The sequence below is a fragment of the Fictibacillus sp. 7GRE50 genome, from assembly GCF_015903875.1.
Lineage (GTDB): Bacteria > Bacillota > Bacilli > Bacillales > Fictibacillaceae > Fictibacillus > Fictibacillus phosphorivorans.
In genome coordinates, this window is the sequence record NZ_JACZDW010000001.1 from 1,066,328 (window position 1) to 1,084,131 (window position 17,804).

The 17,804-nt window shown below is 40.6% G+C and carries 19 protein-coding genes and 1 riboswitch; of the genes, 10 read left to right on the top strand and 9 right to left on the bottom strand.

The genetic code is table 11. The annotated features are described in order from the left end of the window. Positions 1-34: 34 nt before the first annotated feature. Positions 35-117, bottom strand: a riboswitch (cyclic di-GMP riboswitch). Between the two features lie 167 nt (positions 118-284). From panF to IHV12_RS05190, 3 genes are all read right to left on the bottom strand, one after another. Then, positions 285-1,724: a sodium/pantothenate symporter gene (gene panF / locus IHV12_RS05180; protein ID WP_197128401.1), complete on the bottom strand. Its 1,440-nt coding sequence runs from the start codon at positions 1,722-1,724 to the stop codon at positions 285-287. Continuing rightward, the gene (locus IHV12_RS05185) at positions 1,721-2,014 is read right to left on the bottom strand and encodes a YhdT family protein (RefSeq protein WP_197190096.1); all 294 of its coding nucleotides are present in this window, start codon (positions 2,012-2,014) and stop codon (positions 1,721-1,723) included. Before IHV12_RS05185 ends, panF begins: the two co-directional genes overlap by 4 nt. Before the next feature lie 180 nt (positions 2,015-2,194). Next, a complete protein-coding gene (locus tag IHV12_RS05190) occupies positions 2,195-2,833 on the bottom strand; it encodes a spore coat protein (RefSeq protein ID WP_197190368.1) in 639 nt (212 codons plus the stop codon). A 392-nt stretch (positions 2,834-3,225) separates the two neighbouring features. Between IHV12_RS05190 and IHV12_RS05195 the strand changes: the two genes are divergently transcribed. Beyond that, positions 3,226-3,732: a transposase gene (locus IHV12_RS05195; protein WP_197128397.1), complete on the top strand. Its 507-nt coding sequence runs from the start codon at positions 3,226-3,228 to the stop codon at positions 3,730-3,732. A 131-nt stretch (positions 3,733-3,863) separates the two neighbouring features. On the opposite strand, the gene IHV12_RS05200 is transcribed toward IHV12_RS05195, so the two are convergent. Then, complete coding sequence (locus IHV12_RS05200; RefSeq protein ID WP_197190098.1) at positions 3,864-5,837, bottom strand: methyl-accepting chemotaxis protein; 1,974 nt, start codon at positions 5,835-5,837, stop codon at positions 3,864-3,866. Positions 5,838-6,094: 257 nt separating this feature from the next. On the opposite strand from IHV12_RS05200, the gene IHV12_RS05205 reads away from it, so the two are divergent. Further along, entirely contained in the window at positions 6,095-6,265 is a 171-nt protein-coding gene (locus IHV12_RS05205) for an aspartyl-phosphate phosphatase Spo0E family protein (RefSeq protein ID WP_082861519.1), read from the top strand. A gap of 149 nt (positions 6,266-6,414) precedes the next feature. Here the strand turns inward: IHV12_RS05205 and IHV12_RS05210 are convergent, their stop codons facing one another. Further along, positions 6,415-7,362, bottom strand: coding sequence for a nucleoside hydrolase (locus IHV12_RS05210; RefSeq protein WP_197128393.1), 948 nt, complete (start codon positions 7,360-7,362; stop codon positions 6,415-6,417). Positions 7,363-7,438: 76 nt separating this feature from the next. Then, the gene (locus tag IHV12_RS05215) at positions 7,439-7,855 is read right to left on the bottom strand and encodes a thiol-disulfide oxidoreductase DCC family protein (protein ID WP_370568766.1); all 417 of its coding nucleotides are present in this window, start codon (positions 7,853-7,855) and stop codon (positions 7,439-7,441) included. A 128-nt stretch (positions 7,856-7,983) separates the two neighbouring features. On the opposite strand from IHV12_RS05215, the gene IHV12_RS05220 reads away from it, so the two are divergent. The 3 genes from IHV12_RS05220 to IHV12_RS05230 all read left to right on the top strand — a co-directional run bounded on the left by IHV12_RS05220 (position 7,984) and on the right by IHV12_RS05230 (position 11,173). Then, positions 7,984-8,646, top strand: coding sequence for a DUF975 family protein (locus tag IHV12_RS05220; RefSeq protein ID WP_197190099.1), 663 nt, complete (start codon positions 7,984-7,986; stop codon positions 8,644-8,646). A gap of 200 nt (positions 8,647-8,846) precedes the next feature. Further along, positions 8,847-10,472 carry a hypothetical protein gene (locus IHV12_RS05225; RefSeq protein ID WP_197190100.1) on the top strand — a complete coding sequence of 542 codons (1,626 nt, stop codon included), beginning with the start codon at positions 8,847-8,849 and terminating at the stop codon, positions 10,470-10,472. A 5-nt stretch (positions 10,473-10,477) separates the two neighbouring features. Then, the gene (locus IHV12_RS05230; protein ID WP_197190101.1) at positions 10,478-11,173 is read left to right on the top strand and encodes an OmpA/MotB family protein; all 696 of its coding nucleotides are present in this window, start codon (positions 10,478-10,480) and stop codon (positions 11,171-11,173) included. Positions 11,174-11,219: 46 nt separating this feature from the next. Here the strand turns inward: IHV12_RS05230 and IHV12_RS05235 are convergent, their stop codons facing one another. Further along, complete coding sequence (locus tag IHV12_RS05235) at positions 11,220-11,702, bottom strand: hypothetical protein (protein WP_197190102.1); 483 nt, start codon at positions 11,700-11,702, stop codon at positions 11,220-11,222. Between the two features lie 218 nt (positions 11,703-11,920). Between IHV12_RS05235 and IHV12_RS05240 the strand changes: the two genes are divergently transcribed. Genes IHV12_RS05240 through IHV12_RS05260 form a run of 5 tightly spaced genes read left to right on the top strand, consistent with a single transcriptional unit; the run spans position 11,921 to position 16,505 of the window. Next, the gene (locus tag IHV12_RS05240; protein WP_197190103.1) at positions 11,921-12,466 is read left to right on the top strand and encodes an RNA polymerase sigma factor; all 546 of its coding nucleotides are present in this window, start codon (positions 11,921-11,923) and stop codon (positions 12,464-12,466) included. Next, complete coding sequence (locus IHV12_RS05245) at positions 12,467-13,222, top strand: hypothetical protein (protein ID WP_197128381.1); 756 nt, start codon at positions 12,467-12,469, stop codon at positions 13,220-13,222. It abuts the gene before it with no gap. After that, positions 13,223-14,107, top strand: a complete 885-nt coding sequence (locus tag IHV12_RS05250) for an ABC transporter ATP-binding protein (protein ID WP_197190104.1) — start codon at positions 13,223-13,225, stop codon at positions 14,105-14,107. Further along, entirely contained in the window at positions 14,091-15,359 is a 1,269-nt protein-coding gene (locus tag IHV12_RS05255) for a hypothetical protein (protein ID WP_197190105.1), read from the top strand. The genes IHV12_RS05250 and IHV12_RS05255 overlap by 17 nt, the downstream gene beginning before the upstream one ends. A 15-nt stretch (positions 15,360-15,374) precedes the next feature. Continuing rightward, positions 15,375-16,505 (top strand): hypothetical protein, encoded by a 1,131-nt coding sequence (locus IHV12_RS05260; RefSeq protein WP_197190106.1) that lies wholly within the window; start codon positions 15,375-15,377, stop codon positions 16,503-16,505. 51 nt (positions 16,506-16,556) lie between these two features. Here IHV12_RS05260 and IHV12_RS05265 read toward each other — a convergent pair whose 3' ends face one another. Together IHV12_RS05265 and IHV12_RS05270 are read right to left on the bottom strand one after the other, a co-directional pair. After that, positions 16,557-17,432 carry a permease prefix domain 1-containing protein gene (locus IHV12_RS05265; RefSeq protein WP_197190107.1) on the bottom strand — a complete coding sequence of 292 codons (876 nt, stop codon included), beginning with the start codon at positions 17,430-17,432 and terminating at the stop codon, positions 16,557-16,559. A 1-nt stretch (position 17,433) separates the two neighbouring features. After that, entirely contained in the window at positions 17,434-17,769 is a 336-nt protein-coding gene (locus tag IHV12_RS05270; RefSeq protein WP_197190108.1) for a PadR family transcriptional regulator, read from the bottom strand. Between the last annotated feature and the right edge of the window lie 35 nt (positions 17,770-17,804).

The following is a 17,804-nucleotide window of genomic DNA, read 5'->3' on the forward strand; positions in this document are numbered from 1 at the left end:
AATAAATACCCCTTCCTTTATCTAGAGAACAAATAAAGAAAGCGGTCGGTTGCGCTACTAGCTTCAGTTATTCCAAGCGCCCACATACAGAATAACCTTCACAGCTCCACACTTATCTAATTATATTCTGATATAAAATTACCACCAGCCACATTCTCTGTAAATGGGTATTTAGTAAGATATTACTATAAATTGTTTTTTTAGTATTTTATTGTAGAAAAGAAGATGGTGCTGAAGGTGAGAAATGAAAGAAGACAATGTCCACCGAGTGTGGACATTGTCTTCTAGAATGTATTTGTCTGGGGTCTGACCCCCTTTGTGAAACTTCCCACAATGTAGGCAATCAAGGAAAGTACGATTGGCAGCACTACTGTGTGCATGCCCCAAAGATTTGGATAGTTAAGATGTAGGAACATATAGGATCCTACCCCTACGATCAGAGAGGCAATCGCTCCGTTCGCATTTCCTCTTTTCCAATATAACCCCAATACGATTGGCCATATGAAGGCAGCTTCTAGTCCTCCGAAGGCAAACAGATTCAGCCAGATCAACAAGTCAGGCGGGTTAATCGCCATTGCGAATACGCTCAGTCCAACAACCGCTGTTATCCCAAAGCTCAATTTTTTTACAAATTGCTCTTCAGCATCTGGTTTGATGTAATTAATATACACGTCCTTAATAATTGCAGAACTTACGAGTAAGAGCACTGAGTCCACCGTTGACATGACTGCAGCTAAAGGCGCTGCCAACACGATACCGGCTAACCACCCTGGCAATACTTCGAGTGCTAAAAGCGGCATCACTTTATCCGGCACTTCAATTCCCGGTAGCACGACTCTTCCGAATACACCAGCTAGATGCATACCTAGCATGATGAACCCCACAACAAACGTTCCGATGATCATCGCCCGATGCATCGCTTTTGCATTTCTGTAGCTCATCGCTCTCACCGATATTTGCGGCAATCCTACGACTCCAACACCAACCAAGATCCAAAACGATGATACATAGAGAGGAGTAAGCGATTGATCAGAACCATAAGGCGAAATAAGATTCGGGTTCTCCGCTCGCAACTCGCTCATGATGTTCTCGATACCCCCACCTGCGATAATCGTACCGGCCAATATGATGACGGTTCCGATTACCATGACGACACCTTGTATTGCATCTGTGATTACAACCGCACGAAAGCCGCCGGCAATCACATACACGAGGACAGAGCCAGAGAAGATGAAAAGCGCTGTCGTATAGGAAACTCCGGTAAACGATTCGATCAACCGTCCCCCGCCTACCCATTGAGCGGCCATTGCAGAAAATAGGAAGACCACAATGCTTATTGCAGATAAAATAACGACCCACTTGCTTTCATATCGTGCTTTTAGAAAATCTATCAGTGTAACTGCGTTAATCTTTCGTGCAACGATAGCAAACTTTTTACCAAGCACAGCAAGGGTGAAGTATCCTGTCACAAGCTGCGCCATAGCAAGTAGCACCCAACCAAGTCCTAATTGATAGGCTGCACCAGGTCCACCGATAAAACTCGACGCACTTCCGTATGTCGCTACCATCGTCATCGCAAGAACAAATCCACCAAGTTCTCTGCCTGCTAAGAAGTAATCTTGTAAAAATGACGATCCGTTTCTAATGTGCCGAGATGTATAAATCCCTACAAAGAACACTGAGATCAAAAAGATTACTAAAGGAAGAATCACATCCCAATTCATCGGACATCTCCCTCCTCATTCTCCTTCGTTTCATCAAGTTCAAACGGAACCTCTTTAAAGAAGAACTTCACCATAATCCAAACTAAAATTGTAAAAACAACAAATCCTACGATACAGCTATAAAAAAACCATGATGGAAAGCCAAGTATGTATGTGTATTCTTTAATAGGACGTCCGCCTAGACCGTATGCAAACGCATACCACCAAATAAAGTTCAAAATGGCAAGCACTGTACCCATGATGGCTTCTCTATTCGATACACGATACCGCCAGTCTGTTCCCTTTTTCATATCCTTAACCCCCTGGAGTTTCAGTACAAAATATAAGTCCACTCATTACTATGGCAAATTCATTTCTCGTTGTCGAGCCCTTCGACGATTATAAAATTTTCTATTTCTTCTCATGATATCCCTGTTTCAGTATGTGTAAAAGTAAAAACGAGCACCATTATCGGTACTCGTTTAAGTCATTTATTGAAGAGGTGGCTGTGTTTGAGTAGACGGAGCGTATGCACCAAGCATACTCGTCATATCTTGTTGGTTCAGTTGAGGAATTTGGTAGTAATGATTTTTATTCTGCCAGATAGACAATTCGTATGCCATCTCGATCCAGTTCGGAATTCCATCTGCTAATACGCGTCTAAGCACTGGGTTTGTAACTTCAAGTGTAGCCATACCTCTTAGAGAAGCATTCGATTTCAAAGTTCCTAGAATTAAAGTCGAAACGGATTGATCGTTTAATTCTGTAACGCTTTGAATAGGTTTGACGGGTTGCGCAGGTTTCAAACCATATACAAAATTATTATCTTGAGCCATCTTGTATGATTCTGTTCGCATTGCTGGGTCTTTTCCTGTCTGAAAAGCTTGTACACACGCGTTATATTCTTTTGTAATGTGTTGATAATGACGGTCGAGCATCGTTTTGAGCTCAGGATCCTGAACATGTCCTTTACAAAGTGTATATAAGTTCAATGTTCCAACAATTCCGCTTAGCATCTCATGAACATCAAACATCTCATGCCCACCATGGTTTAATTGAGCAGGTACCTGTCCGGTCTGCATATTTACATGGTTGAATTCAGGATTGCTGTTCCCTGTTTGCGGATTCATGTTAGGTTGATTTTGGTTCTGATTCAAATGACATACCTCCGTTAAATAAAAATACGGGGTTATTTTATGTAGAATGGAAAACTCTATTCCCTTTCCCATGAATAATTTCCGGGGAAATTTGATAAATAGTTCGTTTAATGGATTGAATTCGACATTTTTTTATGGGAATTCTGCTAAAAAAGATAACTTCCTGAAAAGAGAAGTTTCGAACCGGTTGCATTCCAAAACTGATATAAAGGTTTTGCTTGAAAACAACGAGGGAAATAAATTTTTTGGGGTCAGTCCCCATTTCCCAGATTCCCTTGCTAGACGTATAATGTAAATACGATTGAAAGGAGGTGAAAAACATTCCTAGATCCCCTCGCATTTGGTATCCTGATGCTGTTTATCACGTGACTACCCGCGGAAATCGCAGGGAACCTCTTTTTTATTCCCACTTAGATTTCCACCGCTATTTAAAGATCTTAAGTCATTGTGTTAAAAAGCATGCTGTTGAGCTCTTCTCGTATTGCCTCATGACAAACCACACTCACTTACAAATTTTGTGCAGCAAATCACCACCTGGAGATTTCATGAAAGAATTAAATGAAACGTACGCTATGTATTTCAACAAGAAATACGAACTGACTGGCCATGTGTTTCAAGGTCGATACGGAGCAGAATTAATCGAAGATCGGTCACATCTGTTAGACACGAGTCGCTATATTCATTTGAATCCCGTTTCTGCCGACCTGGTCATGTACCCCTTAGAATATCAATGGAGCAGTTACCGCTATTATGTAACCCCATCGGTGTGCCCTTTTGTACACACCTCAACCCTTCTTGAGCAGTTTAGCAATTCGAAATCTCAATATCGAGATTATGTTGAGAGCAAGATTACCCCTGTAGTAGAGCTTTAAACCCTTTTAGTTCAGATGTAAAATTACACTCTTTCCTTTTTCAAAAAATCACTCATATCAAAGAAAAAGCCGTTTTTGTCTTTTTGAAAAAGACAAAAACGGCACTAATGTAATTGTGTGGGGTCAGACCCCTAAAATGTAAACCGCTGGACGTGGGTACGCATTTGTTCTGCGTACTGTTCAAGCTGATCCGCTAAGTGGTTCAACTGCTCCATCGACGCAGATTGCTGTTCGGCTGATGCGGAAACCTCTTCTGTTCCAGCCGCTGTTTCTTGCGTGATCGCCAAGATATGGGACGCATTCTCAAGCAGTACATCTTTTTGCTTCGTCATTTCATCCACTGACTGAATCACATCTTTTAATGCTTCTACATTTCCTTTAACGGCACTAGAAATCGCGGTAAAGCTTTGCTCTGTCTCTTCAACCGCTTCACTTTGTGAAAGAATGAGAGCTGCTGCTTCTTGAACTTGTCCGACGGTGTTTTCTGTTACTTGCTGCATATCCGTAATCAATGTGCTAATATCTTTCAAAGATAGCTCAGTCTGCTCTGCAAGTTTTCTTACTTCATCTGCAACGACCGCAAACCCTCTTCCAGATTCTCCTGCTCTAGCCGCCTCGATTGCTGCGTTTAGCGCCAATAAGTTCGTTTGGTTTGCAATATCGCTTATCGTTAGAACAATCTGTTGAACGCTGCCAGATGTTTCATCAAGTTTTTTAATAGAAGAAATCATCTCTTTTGTCATTTCTGTTGTCATCAGAGACTTCTCTTTTAGCATGCTCACCTTTTTTACACCAGTCAATGATTCTTCATTCATTTGCTGTGTTGCTTTTTCGATCATCTCGCCATGCGCATGAACTTGACTGATTCGCTCAGCTAGTACGTTCGCAGCTTTTGCATTCTCATCCATCAACTCTGCTTGATGAGAAGAGCCCGCGGCGATCTGCTGCATCGTCGTTGAAACTTCTTGTGCGGATGCTGAATTTTCTTCCGCACTCGCAACGACCGTTTGAGACGCATCTGTCACATGATCGGTAATCTGAGCCATCTCGGCAATCAACGTCCGCATCTGATTAGACATCTCATCAAAGCTAGAAGCTAGTTCACCGATCTCATCTTTTCTTTGTATAGAGACGCTTGTCTGCAGATTTCCATTCTTGATCTCATGCATCGCATTCTTTAATTGATTCACAGGCACCGTAATTCTTCTTGAAACAAACAGCGAGATGACTGCCGCTACTAAAAGAGTGACTAGTAAAGCAATCCCAATCGGTAAAAGAATGACAGTAGCTTTTTGTTCAAACTCACTAAGTGCTACAGTTCCTGCTAATTTCCAACCAGTTGTGTCGTTCTTTGTGTAGCTGACCACTCTTTCTTCACCGTTGATGTCGGTCGTGATCGTTCCATTTTTTTTCGTGATACCTTTATAAAATGATTCTTTTGTTGCGCTTTTTCCCAGCATCTTTGCATCAGGATGCACCATATAATTCCCCGAATTATCGATGAGAAGAGCATAACCAGTGTCCCCGATTTTCACATTTTGCATAAGTGTTAAGATATCATTTACGGCGATATCAATTGCCGTTACACCCACGACTTTCCCGCTGTATTCAACCGCTTTTACGGCTTTTACTACCGGACGGTCTGTCGCTTCGTCAATAAACGGATCTGTCCAGAAGACTTGAGCAGGATTCTTTGTTGCTTGTTGGTACCACGGCGTTAACGTCATGTCCTCGACTGGTGATGCAGGTATAGGATACATGACCACTTCTTTGCTTTCCGAAATGAAATAGCTGTTCATGATTGCTTCATTTGCTAGATGATAGTCTTCGAACTTAGAAATAATATAGTCTGGGCTATCTCCTTTTGCATGGAGCTTAATCGTTGCCGAATCTGCATAAGCAGAAACGAAATTGGCATTGTCTTTTAAAAATCCGTTGAGCGTCTCATCCAGATCATGCATGCGTTCTGATGTATTCTTCGATGAATTATCAACGGTTGTTTGCTTACTAAACATATAACTAACTCCGCTCACTACGAAACCAGTCATCACAATAAGTAATAGAAAAGGCACAAGAATTTGCCTCTGTAGACTTTTTTTAATCATTTCTTCCTCCTGCAGTTACTTTTTACTAAGCAGCAAAAAGTATATCGACAGAAAGCAACAAAGTTTTACAGGAAAAAAAGCACATTTTGTCTACTGGAGTAGTACAAAATGTGTAAAAGTGTAATTGTAGGGGGTCTGCCCCCCCTATATGTGTAAAAAATTAATAGACTTGACACAAAATATGGTATATAATATTTACAAGATTTACCGATATTAATGGTGCAGAAGTGGTTATTATATTAGAGGGGGAATGGACCATGAGCCGAAGCAATGCTCTTGTCTTAACTACAGAGATAGACGCCATTCGCACGACCATGTATGAGGTAAGTAAAAAGGTTAATAGTCTTGCAGATCCGCTTCTTGTTCAGTTGAGCCAAATACTAGACGAAAAGCTAAACAAACTAGATCAAATTAAAAATTGCGCTTAATCACATAAAACGACACTTAAAGTTCGACCGGGGTTCGTACGTTTCGTAGAATCACCGGTTTTTTATTATGATGCCGTTTCTACCCTTTCCTCCTTCTCTTAAATCGATCTTAAAAACCCCTAACTTCCTTCCCCGATTCTAAACTAACACTATGAAAATGTCTCACCCGTCATAATACGCATAAAATCTCGGAAGAAATAGCTATAATCAAAATCAAACGCGATTCGGTGTCGTTTTTCATCATCTGCAAACTGTGCATACGGCCGAACATCGGCAATACTCTGTCCTCTTGCCGTATTACCATTTTGAATCACAATATGTACCGGCAGCGACTTATACGTGAACATATCTTCTCTTATGCAGGCCATCAACGTAATGGCATCGTGAACAGGACTTCCGAGTATTTCTGGGTTTCTGCTTTTGTAAAAGTTGTAATAAAAGTCTAGCATCGGTTTTAGGATCGGAACCTTGCCTTTGTAATCAATATAATTAACCATCTCCGGAGTAACAACTGCCCTATCCGTCACATTCAACGGGATGATTGTTACGTTTTCTGCGTACGTTAACACGATTCTGACCGCGATCGGATCACCGTAAAAGTTCGCCTCTGACACTGCCGTCACGTTTCCCGGCACCCAGAACGCTCCCCCCATAATATAGTACGCTTTTACTTTTTTCATAAGTGACTGAAACAAAATAAACATCGTTGCAAGAGACGTCAACCTACCCGCATTCACGATGATCAGATCATCTTGATACTGTTCGATCACGTTCACGATCTCAAAAAAGTTCTCAATAAATCCTTCAGGTACACCCGGTTCGATCGGACCTAACCCGTAAACACCATGAACATCTGGATAAAAGGTAGGCTGTTCCCCAGTCATCGGAACTTCTGCTCCACCGATGATCCTAACATCCTGTGGAAAATTAAATGTTTTAGCAATATATTTTACATTTGCTACTGTTTGTTCTCTCGATACGTTGCCATAGTCCGCCACAACACCAACGATATCAATTTCATCACTTAAAAACGCATAAGCTAAGGCAATCGTATCGTCTATTCCAGCGTCACCAAAGAACAGAACTTTTTGTCCCATCGTACAGTTCCCCTTTATAGGCATTTGTTCTATCTTATTAGGCGATCTGCGCACTTATGAAGTTTGGTCGTGAAAACTATTGCAAAAACCTATTTCGAAGGTCAGGTTTCGGGATCATACAACTCTTTTTTTGCCCAAACCATCGGTATCGATTATTGGCGATCTTTTTATAGAAAGTGTTGCGAATCGGCCGTGGAACAATCTTTAGATATTGGCCTAGGCTGTATGGAAATCTAAGGAACAGAGAGGTTGCCGCTACCGCATCCGATTCTGTATAGATCTTTCCATCTTTAACTAAAATAACGGAATTCATTTGTGCGGGATCCATGTTGTACTGTGAAAGCAGCTTCTGCCCAGCTTGTGACTGTATGGCTGAGAACTTTAACTCGTTACTTTTTTCATGTTTGAGTATAAATTGCACGCTCCCATTACAAAGATTACAAACTCCATCAAAAAGAAGTACAGCACCATTTACCTCATCAAATTTCTGCACATCCAAACCTCCCTTTTCAAAACAAAACATACTTTCCTCTAGTCTACTATTAATTTTCATGAAAACGCATCTTTCCGCCTTCTAAACCGTAGTATAAAGATAGGACAACTTCAGAAAGGTGATACATCATGAAAAATAAAGAAATCAAACAGCAAGCCCGGCTTCAACTTAAAGGACAATGGGGCACAGCAGCGTTATTCACGTTGTTGTTCTCGAGCATCTATTACCTCATCCCACTAATCATTGAAGTGAATTTGAGTGGTGGTTGGAATGCTTGGTTGAATCAACCCGCCGACGAACTTAACGGACCAACATCCAGCACGTTCATCATCACACTCGTTTTACTGCCTTTATATATTGGATATTTGTGGACTTTTTTATCAGTGATCCGAACAGGTGAGAAAATGAACGTTTCAAGCCTATTTCAAGCGTTTTCTGAGATCAGTACGTATGTAAAAATACTCGGCTCCTATCTCGTGATGATGGTGTACTTGATTCTCTGGTCTCTTCTTTTACTGATCCCTGGAATCATTAAAGCATTCGCGTATTCGCAAACGTACTTTGTTCTAAAAGATCATCCGGGTATCGGCATTAACGCTGCGATCAAGAAAAGCCGGCAGTTGATGGACGGCTATAAGTGGAAATTTTTCGTTTTACAATTAAGCTTTCTAGGTTGGGGAGTTCTTTGCATTTTATCACTTGGTATTGGTTTCTTTTGGCTCGCTCCATATATGAGCGCTTCGTATGCTGCGTTTTATAACGATCGCGTTGAGAATTACCAAAGAGATTAAGAGCACACCTGGCGTCAAGATTAATTTCTTTCCTTTGAAAATTAACCCCAATAACTCTCCCCCTGAAATGTCCATCTTGAATGGACAATTCAGGGGGTTATGTATTTGTTTGGGGTCAGACCCCATTTCCTAAAATATTTCCCGACAGTAGGACATATCTATCAATATAGGACAGTCAGACAAGACATCTAAGGGGTGGCATGATGGATCAACTTACTTTAATCGTCGTCGGGGTCATTGGGTTTCTCGTGTTTATGGGGATTGTGGGGCACACACAAACCGCTTATCACTTTCGGAAATGGAACAAAGAGCTTCAACAGCTTGAAACGAATAAAGATCAGCAGCCGTATTCGCAATGGCTGCAACGTGTCACAGCCGATTACAAACAGTTTCATCTTGCAGGTGTACCACAGCTCAACACGCAAGCACTGATCGAAAAACACCTATACAACGAACGAATTCCGCTTCTTGGCGTCTTTCGGGTACCGGTCGGCAATATCCAAAAGCTGCTCAACCAGCTTCCATCCTTCACCATTATTCTTGGTGTACTCGGAACGTTCGTAGGACTTACACTCTCCCTTTTATCCATGCAAGATACGCTCATGACGCTTGGGACGCAGCCCGCAGATTCAAACCTTACACTCAATTCGATAATCTCCTCCCTCACCGCGCCGTTTGAAGGGATGAGTGTTGCCTTTTATACGAGTATTGCTGGTATCGGAGCCGCACTGCTGCTCAATTCCATTCAGTCTGGCTTCTTCTCGCAAGGAACATCACTGTCTTATATGCAGAACAAACTTTTAGCTGATTGTGAAGTGTATCTCGATCACAACATCAACAGTGACCTGATCAACGATAAGCCGCAAGACTCGGTTGAGCGCCTTCTCGATCGCCTAGCTTCACGCGTCGAGTCGTCGTTTGACAAAACGCTCGGTGAGTTCGCATCACAGATGGTTAATTTTACGGCAGGTCTTCAAAAAGCGATGGAAGACGTGAATGGCATATTTGAAGCGCAGCGCGAGCACGCAGAGAAGTTCGGTGCATCCGCTACACAGCTCGATCAGTTCGGACAGCGGTTCAACGAGACAACAAAAGAACTCGGAACCATTCAAAAAACGGTCGACACGAGTATTAACGCGCTCGCTAAGAACATCTCTTCGTTCGAGCAACAGCTAAAAACGAGCAACGACCGTCACACACAAGGTCAGCAGAAGTTTGAACAGCTCATCCAACGCTCTGATAAAATGCTGCAAGAAGCACAGCGCCGGTCTGAAGAACATGCACAATCGATGCTCCGCGGCATGCAAGAACAGCTTCAACACTATCAAAATCAGCATGACGCACTCGAGAACCGTCTCGCTCAAAAACAAGACGAATGGCATTATCGCTATGCTGAAAAACAAGGCGAATACGGCCGGGCAGCAGCTGACTTCGCTTCTAGTGTCGGACAGCTCGAAAAAGGATTTTACTCTGCGGTCGAACACATCAAAAGAGATTTTACAGATCAGGTTCGAAACATCATGGACAGTCAGAGCCGCCAGCTGGCTTCTGCCCTAAACAACTCACAAAATCAAAACAGAAGCGATGACGATATGCGCGAGCTCGCACGAACGCTTGAAAACCTGCAGCACGGCTTAACACGAAGCATCACCGACAACAATCGTACACTCTCTGACATGTACCACCTCATGCAGCGCATCTACCAAGCTGCGATGAACCAATCATCCAACCAAGTGATCTATGAAACACGCAGTCCTCGCGCACCTGAATACGTCGAAAATGAACGCATGCCAGAAGTCTCGCCGCAAAATTTTAGGAGACGGTGATCGGTATGAAGGCGCGCAAATCTTACTACAACGATGACAGCCAAGAAACAAAAGAAATCTTCTGGCCGAGTTTTACCGATATGATGGCAATGATGGTGCTCGTTATGGTCTTTATTGCGATTCTCGCTTATGTGCAGAGCATCTATAACGCGTATGATCAGGCTCAGATCAAACGCGAACTTGGTCAGGTGGCAGAGGTGAAGAAGCATATCTCTGATCTCATTCAAAAGCAGCTAGAAGAAAACGTTGGAAAAGATAAGATCATTCGTGGACCGAACAACACGATCTCTGTAGAAGGCAACATCCTTTTTGATACCGGAAGTGCAGATATTTCAGCAAAAGGAAAGCAAGTACTCGACCCGCTCGCTGACGCACTCGCCGCAATCATCGAGGAAAAAGACATGAGTCAGTATCTGTATATCATTCTAATCGAAGGCCATACAGATTCCGTTCCATATGACAACTGGTCGCTCTCCACTCAGCGTGCAGTCGCAGTCGTCGATTATCTTGGAAAAGCAAATCCGAAGCTCGCTAGAAAAGAGTATGCTCAATACCTCGCCGCAACAGGATATAGTGAATATAAGCCGATTGCAGAAGGGAACTCTTCTCAGGCGCTCCAAAAAAATCGCCGCATCTCGTTTCAGATCATTTTGGACGACGACAAATGGCAGAGCAAGCTCAAGGAAATTGTTGAGCAATAAAAGCACAAAAAAACGAGCGGAACACTTCGCTCGTTTTCTTTTGCTATTAAGCTTCTTTTTTACGCAACTGACGCTTGAAATACAGAAAGACCGGAAGTGGGATGAGTATAAACCCAGAACTTTTTACAATCTTATTTATCTCATTCCTTCTCTCCTGCATCTTCTCGTTTTCAATCATCATCTCGTAGTCTTTTCGCATCTCTTCTTCCGTTTTCTTACTAGGCAACGGCTTTCCGTTTTCATCATATTCTACTTCCGCTAAACCCAATTTGTATTCTGCAAAACTAGCTTGATACGTATCCGGACTCACAATATCTGCCACGCTCATAAATACGCTAATACTTCCTCCTATCGTTAGCAAGAGCGTCGTAAACAGCACCAAATATATGTACAAATGTTTAAACATCTTCTCTTCCCCCTTCTCATCGTAAGCTGCTTTTGACTTCACAGCTGCAATCGCCACTCCTACAAATAATAAGAATACGACCACGGCAAAATACACCAAGTAATCTAGATCAAAATAAAACATATCTTCACCTAGCTTTCTATTAAAAATGGCTTTATTAACAGAACTACTCCTCTATAGTTCTTCTATTATTTGCTATTACTATATAATTCTCCTTTAATCTCTTATATAAATCTATAATATAAAATGGAAATATTTTTATAAAAAGTAAAACTATTTATCTTTCCACTACGAATATATGAGCAAGACAACCTTTTTAGTCTGGAAGTGAAGACAAAATCATGATGAAGCAGAAAAGATGGATCCGCTCTGTTCAAAAAAAAGGCGATCAACATGCGGCGAACGAGCTCATCTCTCATTACTATCAATCTATTTATGCCTATGTTTATAAACAAACGTTGAACAAAGAACTATCACTTGATCTAACACAAGATATCTTTATTAGCATGCTTCAATCCATCCAGCAGTTTGATGAAAAAAAAGCATCTTTCAAAACGTGGCTATACCGAATTGCGACCTACAAACTCGTAGATTATTTTAGGTCTAAAAACTATACATATGATCGTTCCACAGACTCGATGGAAGGTGTTGATGTAGCTACACCTTCAGATTTCACGCTTGAATTGGAATGGAGAGAAGATATCGAGAAGGCAGCACGACTCATAAATACGTTCCCGATCATCGATCAGCAGGTTCTGCGGCTCAAATTGTTCGGTGAGCAAACGTTTATCGAAATAGCAAGTTCTCTCGAAATGCCTGAGTCATCTATTAAAACAAAGTATTATGCTGCGATAAAAAAAGTGAAGCAACGAATGGAGGCTGAATAAATGGAGAAACAAAAATTCCACATCGAATATCCCACGGATCGTGAAAGAAAAAACCAGATTGCATCTATCGTATCTGCCGGTCTAACTAAACCCAAATCGTTTCCATCTTATCTTTTTGAAATGTATCAGCAGCTTGGCTTTCGCTATTTATTTCGAGATGCTACTGAAATTCTGTTTACAACCTGTTTAGCGCTAGCTGTAATGCTATACGGCATATTTTCACTGAAATCATCTATAGACTTGCAAGATTTGTATTCTTTCATTTTTACGCTGTCTCCTATTTTTTTCTTTGCTCTATCCTCTCTATTTTTAGTACGTGCTTTAATGAAAGACACTTTTTCAGTAGAGATGACCTGTAAGTACCATGTGTTTCAGCTAGCCGCTTTTCGTATGTTCATTTTCAGTATGCTAACGATGCTCATGAATATCGCACTGATTATCGTTCTATCGTTCTTGTTTCAATACATTCAAATCCTAGATGCACTGCTGTTATCATGCAGCTCGTTAAGCCTATTTTCGGTCCTTTACCTGTACGCCTTACGCTATGCAAAAGGGCCGTACGCCACATATCTTATGATGGCAAGCTGGCTGTTAGTGAATGTTCTTCCAGCCACCTTAAATCAGAACATGTACAGTATGTTTTTAAGTCATATACCTGCGTATGTGTATGGCGTTGTACTCATCATCAGCATCGTGCTCTATGTAAAAACGTTAAAAAAACTAATTGCATTTAGAGGTGCAGAAGGAGTTTTATAAATGTTAATCGTTGAAGATGTTACAAAAAATTTTGGTCAGTTTCATGCACTAAAAAATATTAACCTCGAGTTTCATAACGGCGTGTATGGATTGTTGGCACCGAATGGAGCGGGTAAGACAACACTGATCAAGATGCTCACGACACTTTTGTTTCCTACTAGCGGAAGCATTCGTTATGACGGAGAAGATATTATTAAGATGGATGAAAAGTACCGGGAGATGATCGGTTATCTTCCGCAGGAGTTTGGTTATTACAAAAATTATTCCCCTACCTCCTATCTGCTTTACTTGGCGGCGTTAAAAGGAATACACCGAAAAACAGCAATTACTCGTGTTGAAGAACTCCTTAAAATCGTAGCACTGGATCATGTGGCAAATAAAAAGATGAAGAAGTTTTCAGGCGGGATGATTCAACGTGTTGGGATCGCTCAGGCCATGCTGAACGACCCGAAGATTCTGATTCTAGATGAACCTACAGCTGGCTTAGACCCTAAAGAAAGAGTTCGTTTTCGTAATCTGCTTACGAATCTGGCTCGCGATCGCATCGTTATTTTATCCACGCATATCGTTTCAGATGTAGAATCGATCGCAAACGAAATCATCATGATTAAAAATCAAGAAGTGTTATACAAAGATACCGTTTCTAACATCTGCCGCAAAATTGATGGACTTGTTTACGAGACTGAAGTGAGTTATGAACAAACAGAACAATTTCGTACAACTTACCTTAGCTTGTCTGAAAAACAAGAAAACGGAAGCATGTACATGCGGTTTTTAACCACAGATACAGCGAAACCCGAATGGAAAGCGGTACACCCTAACTTAGAAGATGTCTTTTTGTATATCTATCAAGATGGAGTACGTTCTGATGATCAAACGGCTTGAATTTAAAAAAATCATCTCTTCACCTATTATTCTAGGATTATTTGTACTGTTTCTTTTGTTCAACTGCTTTCTCATTTATGAGCAATCATCCATTCGAAATGATATGAAATCAATTCATCCAATCGTACAAGAAACGGGAACACTAATGGATAATGAGGGAAGTAAAAAGCTGCAAATCTCTCATGAAGAAGATTTAAATACTTGGAATCAGCTCTCACAAAGCAAAACTGGAGACACCTATCAAAACGCAGCAGACTTTTATAAACCAGAGCTCTACTATAGTTTGATTGAATCAAACATTTATTCAGAAAAAGAATTGCAAGACATCAACAATCTAGCGATAAAAGAAACGTATCTAAACTCTATTCAGGATATTGAAACGAAGTACAGCACTTTAAACGTCATGGAAAATGCAGAAGAAGGCATCCGCCTTTTCGGCTTGGAAGGTGCTGTAGCTGAAACAGTTCGTGAGCAATATTCTGTATTAAAACCACGTGTAGAAGAGCTAATCGAAAACAAAGAACATCTTCATCTTTTCTTTCATGGAAAAATGTTTGGTACACATTCTTTTCTTTTTAAAACGTTATTTGGGTTTATGCTTTTTCAGGGAATGATCTTAATCGTTCTGTTCACTGCCTTTATCGTGAATTATGAGTTTGAACATAGAACAGCTTTAGTCACTTATGCAACAAAACGTGGCAGAAGATTGATGTGGGATAAGCTTCTTGTGTCCACCTTCGCATCAACACTTGTAACTGTAGCTCTTCTCGCTATAACATTGTCTGTTTATTTTATAGTGTTTGATTATTCTGGTCTGTGGAACGTACCGATTAGTACAGGGTTCTTAATCGAATTAAACAAAATACCTTTTATTAGCTGGTGGAACGTCACGTTCATCCAATACCTATTAATGTCATGTGGTTTAGTTGTACTCTGCCATATACTATTTGTGCTGATCACGTTTTGTCTCTCTATGCTCATACGGAACAGTTACATCGTTTTCACTCTTTTTGGTGTTATCTTTTTGGCAGGTCTTTATGTTCCGAGCCTCATGCCAAAGGACAGCACGATGCTTCTATACACGCACTTCTCTCCTTTTATTCTAGTAATGAACGTGAAGAAATGGTGGATGGAAAGCGGTGTTTTTACGACGTTCAAATATTATGAAATCATCACGGTAACAGGATGGTTAATCGTTTTACTGCTCACAGCATGGCTGTTAATCAAACGTTTTGCCAGAGAAAATATATAGATAGGACGCGAACATATGAGAATCTTATTTAATGAGGTAAAAAAGCTGTTTTCGGTAAAAATAATCTTCCTGCTTCTTTTAGTTAGCTTTTTTGTGTACCAACAATTTATTATGTTTGAATTTAAGCATTTTCCTAACGGCAGACCACTGTTAGATGATTTCCGTGCTACGCAAAAAATGCTAGTTGATTATGGCGAATCTATGGATAGTGAGGAATTCCAAGATTTTAAAGAGATTAAGGAACAACGAATAGCTGAAGCGACAGAGTATCTTAAGTCACAGAAAGAAATGGTTGCTGCAGGCATTGATACGTATGAGGAATTTAGCAACATGGATCTAGAAAACGAAAAACTAGCTGCACTGCACAGCAAAATCATTTTTGAAGACTATGTAGATGTATTTTGGGAGATTCAAGCACGCGATGGGATCATCGACAAATATGAGCATCCTGAACGTTTTAATGAGCATGAACTAACTCCAAAACAAAATGCACGCATGGATGAAGTGGTTGAAAATGGAGCAACAGAGGCGATATTCACGGATATGGTGTTTGAAAACTACAATGTCTTAATGAAATATGTAGCCATTCTTATCTTTCTAAACATTATAATTATCCTTATGCCACTATACATTCGGGACAAGCGAAATCACGTACAGCTGCTGCAGTATACTTCAAAAATAGGACGCAAACTTTTCTCTCAAAAGCTCCTTACTGGCTTGACTGCATCCTTAATCATTATTACCGCCCAGCTCGCTTTTTTCTTTTTCATGTATAGAGGCAATGACACGAGCATGTTCTTTCCGCTATCGATCAACTCTATATTTAATTTCTTTGTTTCATGGTATGATCTAACCTTTTTTCAATACATAATTCTTACTGTTCTATGTGTCTATCTGTTAGGGATCGCGTTGGTATTGGTCGGAGCTTGGATATCAAGCATCGCTCCCAATTATATGACGAGTGTAGGTCTACATGTTCCGCTAGGATTCTTGCTGTTTGGTACAGGTACTAACTATCTTATTCAGAACCTGACTACAATCTATTTAAATCCTTATCTCGTACCTATTTCTTTTGTCACGATTCTTATTCTTACTTCGCTATTGTTCCTGTGGCGTTATCGAAGAGAAAAAGTGAAGAATATCTAATGGAGAGGAGCAGCATCGGCTAATATACGCAGATGCTGCTTTTATAATGAGTTAATCTATTACCGCGGACAACTTCTTATTCTGCCTATTCATAAACAGCCATACCCCACCAAATGCGATAAATAATGCAGCAAATAGAATAGGAATTTGGTAGAAACTCCAGATGCTCGGTCCATAGGTTGTATACTGAAGGTGCTTTTCAACCGTTTTTTCATACGACGTCTTGTATTCGTACTGAACGACCCAATTGTCATTCGCCATGATTACTGTTCCCTTATCATAGTCACTCGGCACGATTTTGTCAGTATTCTCTATTACTTTATCGTTTCCAAGTACAATGGTGGCCTTTGTATAGTCGATCGGAAAATAAGTATCAGGTCCATCTTTTAAAGCTGCGGTATTTTTGTCTTGCAACCATCCCTCTACGTCCTTAGCAGAGAAAACAGCAACTAGATTCAACTTGTTATCATACTTGTTGAAGACATCTAGCAGATCGTATTTTTCCTTATCTCCCACTTCATTGGTTGTATCGAGTACGTCAAACACATCGTTCATGATGATTTCTTTTTCTTCCTCTACTACTTTAAGCTGGTCTACTTCCTCTTTAAAATCATTTGCTTTTGAATAAGACATGAGGAAGAAAATCGCGCTTAGTACAAGAAGTATGACTGATAGCGTAAGGATATAGTTTGTAAACTTTTTCTGAACCGTAAAGAATTCAGATAGTCCTTTGACCATTTGATTTTCTCCGCCGAAATTGTTAATCGCCATACGAATCGCTTCTTCTTCCGTTTTTCCTTCTGCTTTTAATTCTTCAACGGCTTCAATAAGGTGTGAACGCATCTCTCTTTTTAAATCTTCCACTTCGCTTCTTGAACCTACAACATCTTTGTATATGGATTGAATGTATTTATCGATCTGCTTCAACCTATTCTCCTCCTTCAATGAACTGATCAATGATTCGTTTTACAAACTTCCATTCTCTTCGCTTTTGTTCAAACCCATCCTTCCCTTGCTTCGTCAATCTATAATACTTTCGTCTTCCTCCTGGTCCGTGCTCATCTCCCCAATAGGATTCAATCCATTCATTTTTCTCTAATCTCTTTAGTGATAAATAAAGCGTTCCTTCTTTTAGTTCAAACTGATCCTCACTTTTTTCACGAACGAGCTTTGCCAGCTCATATCCGTACATATCTCTTTTTACTAATAACGATAAAATCAACGTGTCAATGTGGCCTTTTAGAACTTCTTTGTTAACTTCCATTTATAACCACCTCCACAATCAATATAAAATATAAT